Source organism: Methylobacterium variabile, assembly GCF_001043975.1.
Lineage (GTDB): Bacteria > Pseudomonadota > Alphaproteobacteria > Rhizobiales > Beijerinckiaceae > Methylobacterium > Methylobacterium variabile.
The window spans coordinates 1-10,461 of the sequence record NZ_LABY01000296.1; the positions used below are offsets into that span (position 1 = coordinate 1).

Genomic DNA, 10,461 nt, shown 5'->3' on the forward strand with positions numbered 1-10,461 from the left:
GGCCAGCACCACCGCGACCACGAGGACCATCACGATGACGGCCCGGACCAGGACGTCGCCGCGCCGCCCCGGGCGCGCCGGCGCCGGGCCGGCCGCCCGCAGGCGGCGGCAGGCGGCGATGCAGGCGAGGATCACCAGGACGGCGACGGGCGCGGCGGCGCCCACGCCGCCGCCGAGCCGGCCGAGCAGCAGGGCCGCCGCGATCCAGGTGGCGAGCGCCGCGGCGAGCGCGCCCGCGACGCCGTGCCGGCGGGCCATGGCCGCGTAGGCGGCGATGAACAGGGCGGTGGCGGCGATGGCCGGCAGGCTCGCCACCGCGCTGTCGCGCAGGAAGCCCGCATCGTGGTCGAGGGCGAGGAAGACGTAAGCCGGCCCGGCCGAGAGCGGCAGGGTCGCGATCATGGCGCCGACGAGGGGGCCGGCCCGCTCGACCGCCAGGGAGGCGAGGACCACGATCGCGGCGCTCGCCAGCATCTTGGCGAGGAGAGCCGCCCAGAAGGCGGCGCCCCCGATCCCGGCCAGGGAGGTCAGGATCCCCGTGGCGCCCATCGCGGCCTCACGCCACCACGGGCAGCACGGCGATATCGTAGGCGTGGGTCAGCGTGCGCCCGAGCACCGGGTCCTCCAGCGTCATCTCGAAGCGGGAGGCCGGGCGGATGCCGCCGATCGCCCCGAGGGTGCCGCCGAACATCACCGTGCCGGGCGCGAGGTCCGGCCCGCCCGGACGCCGCGCGAGGAGGTCGCGCGGGGTGCGCAACGCCGTCAGGCGGCCCTCCTGGTAGAGCACCCGCTCGCCGTCGATGGTGGCGTGGGCGCGCAGGACCAGGTCGTCCCAGTGCGGCTCGACCTCGTCGAGGCGCCACAGCCCGGTGCCGACCGGCTTGCCGCAGAGCTGCTTGGAGAGCGCGATGCCGATCGTCTCGGCCTTGCGGTCGGTATGGTCGGACCCGAGGCCGAGCCAGAGCCCGTCCGCGAGGGAGACGATCACCGGCTCCGCCTCGCCCGAGGAATCCGGCCCGAGCACCTCGAGGCGGCCTCCCTGCGTCAGCGTCGCGGCGGCGGCCCGGTAGTAGACCGGGACCGAGGACGGCGGCGGCACGCCGATCGCCGCCAGCTCCTCGATGTGGTGGCGGATCGCCGCCTCGTCCCGCCCGGCCCAGCCGGCGATCACCAGCGCCTCGGGGGCGAGGGCGATCGTGTCCCGGCGCCCGGCGGCTTCGCGATGGAAGGTCAGCATCGAAAGAATCTCCGAACTATTCGGCGGGGGCCGGCTCCGCCGCGCCCTCGCGCCAGCGGGCGAAGCCGAGCACCAGGATGCCCGCCAGCAGCTCGAGCCCGGCGACGAAGTAGAGGCCGTTGGTCGAGGTGCCGGTCAGGGTGTTCGACAGGCCGACCACGTAGGGCGCGACGAAGCCCGCGAGGTTGCCGATCGAGTTGATCGCCGCGATGGCGCCCGCGGCGGCGGTGCCGGAGAGGAAGGTCTGGGGCAGCGACCAGAATACCGGGAAGGCGGCCAGGATGCCGATCGCCGCTACCGTCAGGGCGACGAGGGCGAGCGTCGCGTGGCCGATCAGCGCCCCGGTGGCGGCGAGGCCCGCCGCGGCGATCAGGCTGGCGATGGCGCAGTGCAGCCGGCGCTCGCCGGTGCGGTCGGAATGCGCCCCGGTCCACACCATGGCGATGGTGCCGGCGATGAACGGCACCGCGGCGAGGAAGCCGATCGCGATGGCGCCCTGCACGCCGATCTCCTTGATGATCGAGGGCGTCCAGAACGCGATCGTGGCGTTGCCGCTGACGATGCAGAAGTAGATCAGCGCGCAGAGCCAGACCCGGCCGTCGCGGAGCGCCGCCCGGAAGCTCGCCTCCTTGCCGGCGGCCCGGCCCTCGGCCTCGACCCGCGCGGTCATGGCGGCGGCGACCTTCGGCTCGAGCCAGCGCGCGTCCTGCGGCCTGTCGGGCAGGAGGGCCAGCACCGCGGCGCCCGCCACCAGCGAGGGGATGCCCTCGAGGATGAATAGCCACTGCCAGTTGGCCATGCCGCCGACGCCCCCCATCGTGCCCATGATGAGCCCGGCGAGCGGCCCGCCGACCACGCCCGCGATCGCGAAGGAGGTCATGAACAGGCCGTTGATGCGCGAGCGCCGGGCGCTCGGGAACCAGTAGGTCAGGTAGAGCACCACGCCCGGGAAGAAGCCGGCCTCGAACACCCCGAGCAGGAAGCGGATGGCGTAGAACTCCCATTCCGTGCGCACGAAGGCGAGGCTCATCGAGGCGAGCCCCCACAGGATGGTGATGCGCGCCAGCGTCTTGCGGGCGCCGATGCGCTCGAGCAGCAGGTTGCTCGGCACCTCGAACAGGAAGTAGCCGATGAAGAAGATGCCGGCGCCGAAGCCGTAGACCGCCTCGCTGAACTTGAGGTCGGACAGCATCTGCAGCTTGGCGAAACCGACGTTCACCCGGTCGATCCAGGCCAGGATGAACAGGAAGACCAGGAACGGGATCAGCCGCAGGGTCGCCCTGCGATAGCCCTCGTCCAATTCGTGCGCGCTCACCCCGTCCACCCTTGTCATCGCTCTTCTCCCGCGGTCCGCGATCCGGCCGCCCGGCGTATGGTTCTGCAAGTACCATGCCTGTGATATTTCACAAGCCGTGGTATGCGGCGTCCAGTGAGCGGAGCGGTGACGGTGGCGGAAACGCGTGCAGGTTCGTGCCCAACCTTGTCGCAGAACGAGCGCGCCTACCGGCGCCTGAAGGACGACATCGTCGCGCTGCGGCTCAGGCCCGGCGACGCGCTGAACGAGGCCGGCCTGTGCGCGGAGCTGGGCCTCGGCCGCACGCCGGTGAACCAGGCCCTGCACCGGCTGATGCACGAGGGCCTGGTGCGGATCCTGCCCCGCAAGGGGGTGCTGGTGCTGCCGCTCTCGATGGACGAGTTCGCCCACCTCATCGAGGTGCGCCGCCTGACCGAGCCGCCCTGCGCGGCCCTGGCCGCGGCGCGGATCGAGCCCGAGGCCGTGGCACGGCTCGAGGCGCTGCTCGCGGAGCAGCCGGACGGGCTCGACGCGATCCTCGAATCGGACCGGCGCTTCCACGCCCTGATCGCCGAGGCCTCCGGGAACCGGGTGCTTGCCGAGGTGCTGGCCGGGCTGCACGGGCGCTCAGTGCGGTTCTGGGCCCTGTCGCTCGCCACCGGCCACCACCTCGCCGAGGTCGCCGAGGAGCACGCCGTGATCCTCGAGGCCCTGCGCCGGCGTGACCCCGAGGCGGCGGCGGCGGCGATGACCGCGCACATCGACTCCTTCGCCCGCACCCTGGCGTCGCGGCTCGGATGACGGAGGGGCCTCCGCTATAGCCATCCCGCCCTTCCCCGGGGCATAGATGCGCCGCCATTCGGGGAGTCACGCGACCGATGACCGACATCCGCCCCCGCCGCAGCGCCCTGCTGGTGCCGGCCGCCGCGACCGCCCTCGCGGCGGCTAGGTCCGAGCCCGCCGACGCGCTCATCCTCGACCTCGCCGATTCGCTGCCCCCCGCCGACAAGGAGGCGGGCCGGGCTCGCCTCGCCCCGTGCTTGCGCGAAGGCGGGTTCGCCGCGGCCGAGGTGGTGGTGCGGGTCAACGGCCTCGACACGCCCTGGGGCGAGGCCGACCTCGCGGCGGTGGCGGAGGTTGGTCCCGACGCGGTGCTGGTGCCGCGGGTCGAGGAGCCGGAGGACCTCGCCGGCATCGGCAGCCGCCTGCGCCGCTTCGGCGCCCCGGAGCGGACGCGGATCTGGGCCTGCCTCGACACGCCGCTCGGGATCCTCTCCGCCGAGGCGGTGGCGAGCGCGGTGCGCGACGTCGATGCCCGCCTCGCCTGCCTGGTGGTGGATGCCGGCGCCCTCGCCCGCGAGGGCCGGCTGCCCCCCGGCGCACCGGAGGCCGGGCCGCTCCTCGTGTGGCTGGCGACAGCGCTCGCGGCGGCCCGCGCCCACGACCTCGACATCCTGCTCGATCCCGCCGACCGCCTCGACATCGGCCGCGCCCGCGGCCTCGGCTTCGACGGCGCCGTGGTGACCGCGCCCGCCGGAGCCCGCCGGGCCGAGGCGGCCTTCGCGCCCGACCCGGAGGCGCTGGCGGCGGCCAGGGCGCTCCTGTCGGCCTTCGAGGCGCCCGAGAGCCGGGGCCAGGCCGGCGTCGCGCATTTCGGCCGCACGGCGCTGCGGCGCGAGGCCGACGAGGCCCGCCGGCTCGTGGCCCTGGCCGAGGCCGTGGCGGCGCGGGCCGGCGCGGCGCGCGGCGCATGAGCGGCCTCGACGTCGCGATCCGGCTCCTCGACCCGCGGCTGCCCGGCTGGGGGTTTCCGCGATGGGGCTCGGCGCTCGCCGCCGGCCTCGACCTCCACGCCTGCCTCGATGCCCCCCTGACCCTGGAGCCGCAGGGGCCGCCCGCCCTGATCCCGGCCGGCTTCGCCCTCGCGATCCGCGATCCCGCGTGGTGCGCCATGGTGTACCCGCGCTCGGGACTGGGGCACCGGGAGGGGCTGGTGCTCGGCAACACCGTCGGCGTCATCGACGCGGATTACGAGGGCCCGCTGATGATCTCGGCCTGGAACCGCAACCCGCCCGGCGCGGCGGACGCTCTCACGGTGCGGCCGGGCGAGCGCGTCGCGCAGCTCGTCTTCACCCGGGTGGTGCGGCCGTCCCTGCGGGTCGTCGAGGCCTTCCCGGAGGTCGGGGACGGCCGCGGCGCGGGCGGCTTCGGCTCCACCGGCCGCGGCTGAGGGCGCTTGGACGCGGTCGCGCCTCCCGCCGGCCCGGGCCGGGCCGTCGCCGGGCCGAGCCCGGCGCTGGCGCCGCCGCGCCTCGCCCTGGCGCTCGCCGCCATGGTCGACATCGCGCTCCACGCCCGGCCGCAGCCGGTGAGCGCGAAGGCGCTGGCAGCGCGCCACGCTCTGCCGCCCCGCCACCTCGAGGCGGTGCTGCAGGCCCTGGTCCATCACGGCCTGCTCAAGGGCCTGCGCGGGCCGCACGGGGGCTACGAGCTCGCCCGCGAGCGCCGGCGCATCAGCGCCGGCGACGTCGCCCGGGCGGTGCTGGGGCCGGGGATCGCGGAATCCGGCCCGGGGGGCTCAGCCGGCTCGGAGCTTGCCGGCCTGGTGGTCGCGCCCCTGGTGGCGGAGGCGGCCGCGGCCTACCTCGCGGCCCTCGACGCCGTGACGGTCGAGGATCTCTGCGGCCGGGCCGAGGTCGCCAAGGTCGCCGGCCCGCGGGCCGGCCCAGACTTCATCATCTAAGCAGTCTTCCGCCGGTTCCGCGCACTCCGGGGAAATCGACGCGCGATCAACGTCTTGTGCCTGCTTGGCGGGGACGCGCCGAACCTGGCCTGCGGTGCGGAAGCTTAAAGAACGTTTTATCAAGTCGTGGCAGTTTGAGCCATCATCCGGCGCGGAAAGGAACACCGGGGACCATGACCAACGCAGCCGATCCCGCCGTCGTGGTCGTCACGGCCCGGCCTGATCCCGGTGGGTTGACCCGGCTGTTCGCCCTGGCCTACCCGACCCTGGCGCTCGCGGAGGCCGGCGCGGCGCTCGCGGCCCTCGAGACGCGGGCGGCGGACCTCGTGCTGGTCGAGGCCGGCCCCGGCCTCGACGCCCTCGGGCTGATTCGCGGCCTCCGGCTGCGGCCGCACCTCGCCCATATGTCGGTCCTGCTCGTCGCCGGCGGCGAGCCGGCGGAGACGCGGCGCCTCGCCCTCGAGGCCGGCGCCACCGACGTGGTGCTGGCGCCCCTCGACGCCTCCGACCTGGCGTTGCGCGGCCGCAACCTGATCGCCCTCGCCCGCGCCCAGGAGGCGGTCGAGATCCAGGCCCGCACCCTCTCCCGCGAGGTCGAGCAGGCGGTGGCGGAGAGCCAGGAGCGCGAGCGCGAGATCATCCGCCGCCTGATGCTGGCGGCGGAGTTCCGCGACGACCAGGCGGGCGACCACCTGACCCGGGTGGCCGGCTGCGTCCTCGCCATCGCCGACGGGCTCGGCCTGTCGGAGGAGGAGGGCAACGACATCGCGCTCGCCTCGACCATGCACGACATCGGCAAGATTGGCGTCGCCGACAGCATCCTGCGCAAGCCCGGCCCGCTCACCGAGCCGGAGCGGAACGAGATGATGCAGCACGCTTTGCGCGGCTACCGCATGCTGCATGACAGCCCGTCCCGGCTCCTGCGCCTCGCCGCCGAGATCGCGCTCACCCACCACGAGCGCTGGGATGGCGCCGGCTACCCGCAGGGCCTGCGCGGCACCGAGATTCCGCTGCCCGGCCGCATCACCGCGGTCGCCGACGTGTTCGACGCCCTGATCTCGACCCGGGTCTACAAGCCCGGCTGGCCGCTGGAGCGGGCCCGCCGCTTCCTGGAGGAGCAGTCGGGCGCCCACTTCGATCCCGGCTGCGTCGCAGCGTTCCTGTCGCGGTGGGAGGACGTGGTGGCGCTGGTGGAGGAGCGGCCGGCGGATCGGGCGGCGTGAGGGGAGGGGCACGCCTCTGCCCTCGCGTCGTTCTCGGATTACGTAATGTCCACGACCGATAGATTCTGGAGTAGAAAAACCAGCAATTGAAAAATTCAGCGGAACTATTAATTGGTCATTGATCGTAGTTGCGCTGTCTTCGATTGAGTTTGTTGTGGGCGCCTAAGAACACTTATTTTTATAAATCACAAGTAGATGCTGATAAATTTTATTTGTTGTATGCGATTGGAGACTATATAATTTTCAGAACTACAGTGGCGATAAAGTAAAATGATGATTCTTACTTGTGTTAATTTTTGCATAATTACAAGCAAATACTATTCTTTTGGACAGGCCGGAAATGTGTATGTCCTGCCATTTATAAAATCGCTGATTTTCTCAAAAAGCCCCCGCCATTTAGGAACTCCAAAAAATGTTCCCTCCATACGATATTCAACATTGGAATTAAAGGGCCCACTTTTAGACAGGCTACGTACATTAGTTAGGCATATGTTCCAATCGGGATTGTCGCGGGAATATTCTATGAATTGATCATTGGCTGCTCGTCGAGCAGTATTTCCTTTTGCATATCCAGATGCGAGCGGCCGCAGTTCCTTTAAAGGAGCGGGTGCACAAACATAGGTGTAACGACAAAAAGCATAAAGATCACTGCCAACAGGTTTAATTTTCTCAAGCGCATAAGCGGCAACGCCGATCAGGGCAGCTATAGCAACCGCAATAGCGAATACTCTCCTCAATTTCGGCGGAGTTCCGTCTGGCAAATTTCCTGCCAACTCTGACATATGAATCTCTCTTCGTGCATCCAAAAACTTATATCCCGGTTCGCAAAAATCAAGATGTCTTTAGATCTAACAAAATTACTATCAAAAATTGCTCAATATAAAATCTATGTCTTTTGCAACCTACAAAAATCCGCTCGTCTGTCAGATTGGAAGAACTAGGGCAAGTGATCTAGTGTTCCCACCCTTAGAAGTGAGGCTGAGATGTCGTGCAACTCAGCCTTCACCCACTCACGCGTCCGTCACCCCCGCCGCGTCCTGCGCCTTCAGCACGTCCGGTCGCGGCATCGAGATGATGTTGTAGCCCGAATCGACGAAGTGGATCTCGCCGGTGACGCTACCCGAGAGAGGAGAGAGCAGGTAGAGGGCCGAGCCGCCGATGTCGTCGAGCGTCGCGGTGCGCCGCAGGGGCGCGTGGGCGGCCTGGTGGTTGAACATCAGCCGGGCATCGGCGATGCCGGCGCCGGCGAGCGTGCGCACCGGACCGGCTGAGAGGGCGTTGACCCGGATCCCCTGCGGCCCGAGATCCGCCGCGAGATAGCGCACCGAGGCTTCCAGCGCCGCCTTGGCGAGGCCCATCACGTTGTAGTTCGGCATCACCCGGGTGGAGCCGCCGTAGGTCAGCGTCAGTAGGGCGCCGCCGGGGCGCATGCGCTTGGCCGCCCGCTGGGCGACCTCGGTGAAGGAGAAGCACGAGATCACCATCGTGCGGGAAAAATTCTCCCGGGTGGTGACGTCGACGTAGCGGCCCTTGAGCTGTGACTTGTCGGAGAAGCCGATGGCGTGGACGACGAAATCCAGCCCCTCGGGCCAGGCCTCGTCGAGGGCCGCGAAGGTCGCGTCGACGCTGGCCAGATCCTCGACGTCGCAGGGCAGGACCAGGGACGAGCCCAGCGTCTGGGCCAGCGGCCCGACCCGGCGCCCCAGGGCCTCGCCCTGGTAGGTGAAGGCCAGTTCGGCACCCTGGCCCGCCAGGGCCCGGGCGATGCCCCAGGCGATGGAGTGGTCGTTCGCGACGCCCATCACGAGCCCGCGCCTGCCTGCCATCAAACCCGTCACGCCCGATCCTCCGCTGTTGTTCGGTGGATCGGGCCTTTACGCGCCGGGCCGGCTCCTGTCCACGCTCAGCGGGTCAGGCACCTGACCGCGTCTGGCACCTGATTGCCTCAGGCGTCGACGTGCTTGAGCACCAGCGTGGCGTTGGTGCCGCCGAAGCCGAAGGAGTTGCTGAGCACGTGGCCGAGCTTCGCGCCGTCCTTGCGGGCGCGCAGGATCGGCATGTCGGCGAAGGCCGGGTCGAGCTCGTCGATGTGGGCGCTCTCGCAGATGAAGCCGTTGTTCATCATCAGGAGCGAGTAGATCGCCTCCTGCACGCCGGTGGCGCCGAGCGAGTGGCCGGTCAGCGACTTCGTCGCGGCGATCGGCGGGCAGGACTCGCCGGCGCCGAACACCTCGCGGATCGCCTCGATCTCCTTGTCGTCGCCGACCGGGGTCGAGGTGGCGTGGGGGTTGATGTAGTCGATCTTCGCGCCCTTCAGGCCCTCGATCGCCTGGCGCATGCAGCGCACCGCACCCTCGCCGGAGGGGGCGACCATGTCGTGCCCGTCGGACGTCGCGCCATAGCCCGCGACCTCGCCGTAGATGCGCGCGCCCCGGGCCTTGGCATGCTCGTACTCCTCGAGCACCAGGACGCCGGCGCCGCCCGCGATGACGAAGCCGTCCCGCGCCGCGTCGTAGGCGCGCGAGGCCCGGGCCGGGGTCTCGTTGTACTTCGAGGACATCGCCCCCATGGCGTCGAACAGCACCGAGAGGGTCCAGTCCAGCTCCTCGCAGCCGCCGGCGAAGATGATGTCCTGGCGCCCGGCCTGGATGATCTCGGCGGCGTTGCCGATGCAGTGGTTCGAGGTCGCGCAGGCCGAGGAGATCGAGTAGTTCACGCCCCGGATCTTGAACCAGGTCGCCAGGGTCGCCGAGGCGGTCGAGGACATCGCCTTCGGCACCGCGAACGGGCCGACGCGCTTCGGCCCCTTGGCGCGGGCGATGTCCGCCGCCTCGACCAGGGCGCGGGTCGAGGGACCGCCGGAGCCCATGATGATGCCGGTGCGCTCGTGCGTGACCTCGGCCTGCTCCAGGCCGGCATCGCGGATCGCCTGCTCCATCGCGACGTGGTTCCAGGCGGTGCCGCCGCCGTGGAAGCGCATCGCGCGCCGGTCGACCACCTCCTCGGCGTCGAGGGTCGGCGCGCCCTGGACCTGGCTGCGGAAGCCATGGGCCGCGAAGTCCTCGGCGCGGGAGATGCCGGAGCGCGCCTCGCGCAGGGACGCCAGCACCTCCTGCGTGGAATTGCCGATGGACGAGACGATGCCCATCCCGGTGATTGCCACACGCCTCATGATTGTCGGAACCCTCCGGAGCGCGGCGCCACGGGCGCCCGCGGGCGCACTCGCCACGCGGGTGTCACCTAGGCGCCCGGCGCCGTAATCTCAACCGCCCATCGGGGGAAAGGGTCCCGGCGGGCCTCGCCGGCCCGCGCGTCGGCGGGCCGAGCCGGCCCACGATTCCGCGAGCCTTGTCGGCCCGCGCGATGACGGGCCTGTGACGGGCTCTTCAGCCGCCGGCGGGCGTCGCGGCCTGGAACAGGCCGACGCGCAGGTCCTGCGCCTCGTAGATGCGCCGGCCGTCGGCCTCGAGCCAGCCGTCGGCGATGCCGAGCACCAGGCGGCCCTGGCGCACCCGCTTCAGGTCGACGCCGTAGACGACCTTCTTCACGCTCGGCAGCACCTGGTCGCTGAACTTGACCTCGCCGACGCCGAGCGCCCGGCCGCGGCCCGGCGAGCCGAGCCAGCCGAGGAAGAAGCCGACCATCTGCCAGAGGGCGTCGAGGCCGAGGCAGCCCGGCATGACGGGATCGCCCTGGAAGTGGCAGGGGAAGAACCAGAGGTCCGGGCGCACGTCGAGCTCGGCCACGACGTGACCCTTGCCGTGGGCACCGCCCTCGCGGCCGATCGAGGTGATGCGGTCGAACATCAGCATCGGCGGCAGCGGCAGCTGGGCGTTGCCGGCGCCGAACATCTCGCCGCGGCCGCAGGCCAGCAGGTCCTCGTAGGAGAAGTGCGAGGGCCGGCTCGGGGCATCGGCGGCGGAGGTCTGGTCGGCGGACATGGGGCGGGCGGGTTCCTTCGATG

Annotated in this window: 11 protein-coding genes and 1 pseudogene; 5 read left to right on the top strand and 7 right to left on the bottom strand. The window is 70.7% G+C overall.

Annotation, left to right across the window (positions count from 1 at the left end; all coding sequences use genetic code 11):
• The 3 genes and pseudogenes from VQ02_RS31355 to VQ02_RS31365 form a co-directional block, all read right to left on the bottom strand.
• A pseudogene (locus tag VQ02_RS31355) lies at positions 1-549 on the bottom strand (hypothetical protein); the annotation flags it as partial.
• A 7-nt stretch (positions 550-556) separates the two neighbouring features.
• The gene (locus tag VQ02_RS31360) at positions 557-1,237 is read right to left on the bottom strand and encodes a DUF2848 domain-containing protein (protein WP_048448179.1); all 681 of its coding nucleotides are present in this window, start codon (positions 1,235-1,237) and stop codon (positions 557-559) included.
• Positions 1,238-1,253: 16 nt separating this feature from the next.
• Complete coding sequence (locus tag VQ02_RS31365) at positions 1,254-2,570, bottom strand: MFS transporter (protein WP_048448180.1); 1,317 nt, start codon at positions 2,568-2,570, stop codon at positions 1,254-1,256.
• A 147-nt stretch (positions 2,571-2,717) separates the two neighbouring features.
• On the opposite strand from VQ02_RS31365, the gene VQ02_RS31370 reads away from it, so the two are divergent.
• From VQ02_RS31370 to VQ02_RS31390, 5 genes are all read left to right on the top strand, one after another.
• Positions 2,718-3,332 carry a GntR family transcriptional regulator gene (locus VQ02_RS31370; protein ID WP_245239905.1) on the top strand — a complete coding sequence of 205 codons (615 nt, stop codon included), beginning with the start codon at positions 2,718-2,720 and terminating at the stop codon, positions 3,330-3,332.
• 77 nt (positions 3,333-3,409) lie between these two features.
• Positions 3,410-4,285, top strand: coding sequence for an aldolase/citrate lyase family protein (locus tag VQ02_RS31375; RefSeq protein ID WP_048448182.1), 876 nt, complete (start codon positions 3,410-3,412; stop codon positions 4,283-4,285).
• A complete protein-coding gene (gene dut, locus VQ02_RS31380; RefSeq protein ID WP_048448183.1) occupies positions 4,282-4,761 on the top strand; it encodes a dUTP diphosphatase in 480 nt (159 codons plus the stop codon). Before VQ02_RS31375 ends, dut begins: the two co-directional genes overlap by 4 nt.
• Before the next feature lie 66 nt (positions 4,762-4,827).
• On the top strand, positions 4,828-5,274 hold the full coding sequence (locus VQ02_RS31385; protein ID WP_280818979.1) for an RrF2 family transcriptional regulator: 447 nt from the start codon (positions 4,828-4,830) through the stop codon (positions 5,272-5,274).
• A gap of 173 nt (positions 5,275-5,447) precedes the next feature.
• Positions 5,448-6,497, top strand: coding sequence for an HD-GYP domain-containing protein (locus VQ02_RS31390; protein ID WP_048448184.1), 1,050 nt, complete (start codon positions 5,448-5,450; stop codon positions 6,495-6,497).
• Positions 6,498-6,814: 317 nt separating this feature from the next.
• Here VQ02_RS31390 and VQ02_RS37725 read toward each other — a convergent pair whose 3' ends face one another.
• The 4 genes from VQ02_RS37725 to fabA form a co-directional block, all read right to left on the bottom strand.
• Positions 6,815-7,279, bottom strand: a complete 465-nt coding sequence (locus tag VQ02_RS37725; protein ID WP_157080887.1) for a hypothetical protein — start codon at positions 7,277-7,279, stop codon at positions 6,815-6,817.
• Positions 7,280-7,507: 228 nt separating this feature from the next.
• A complete protein-coding gene (gene fabI, locus VQ02_RS31395) occupies positions 7,508-8,335 on the bottom strand; it encodes an enoyl-ACP reductase FabI (RefSeq protein WP_048448185.1) in 828 nt (275 codons plus the stop codon).
• 107 nt (positions 8,336-8,442) lie between these two features.
• Positions 8,443-9,669: a beta-ketoacyl-ACP synthase I gene (fabB, locus tag VQ02_RS31400; protein WP_048448186.1), complete on the bottom strand. Its 1,227-nt coding sequence runs from the start codon at positions 9,667-9,669 to the stop codon at positions 8,443-8,445.
• Positions 9,670-9,883: 214 nt separating this feature from the next.
• The gene (fabA, locus tag VQ02_RS31405; RefSeq protein WP_048448187.1) at positions 9,884-10,438 is read right to left on the bottom strand and encodes a 3-hydroxyacyl-[acyl-carrier-protein] dehydratase FabA; all 555 of its coding nucleotides are present in this window, start codon (positions 10,436-10,438) and stop codon (positions 9,884-9,886) included.
• Positions 10,439-10,461: the final 23 nt, after the last annotated feature.

Bases quoted from the DNA above. Each gene is read 5' to 3' on its own strand.
- VQ02_RS31360 (WP_048448179.1), bottom strand. From the start codon at position 1,237: ATGCTGACCTTCCATCGCGAAGCCGCCGGGCGCCGGGACACGATCGCC.
- VQ02_RS31365 (WP_048448180.1), bottom strand. From the start codon at position 2,570: ATGACAAGGGTGGACGGGGTGAGCGCGCACGAATTGGACGAGGGCTAT.
- VQ02_RS31375 (WP_048448182.1), top strand. From the start codon at position 3,410: ATGACCGACATCCGCCCCCGCCGCAGCGCCCTGCTGGTGCCGGCCGCC.
- dut (WP_048448183.1), top strand. From the start codon at position 4,282: ATGAGCGGCCTCGACGTCGCGATCCGGCTCCTCGACCCGCGGCTGCCC.
- VQ02_RS31390 (WP_048448184.1), top strand. From the start codon at position 5,448: ATGACCAACGCAGCCGATCCCGCCGTCGTGGTCGTCACGGCCCGGCCT.
- VQ02_RS37725 (WP_157080887.1), bottom strand. From the start codon at position 7,279: ATGTCAGAGTTGGCAGGAAATTTGCCAGACGGAACTCCGCCGAAATTG.
- fabB (WP_048448186.1), bottom strand. From the start codon at position 9,669: ATGAGGCGTGTGGCAATCACCGGGATGGGCATCGTCTCGTCCATCGGC.
- fabA (WP_048448187.1), bottom strand. From the start codon at position 10,438: ATGTCCGCCGACCAGACCTCCGCCGCCGATGCCCCGAGCCGGCCCTCG.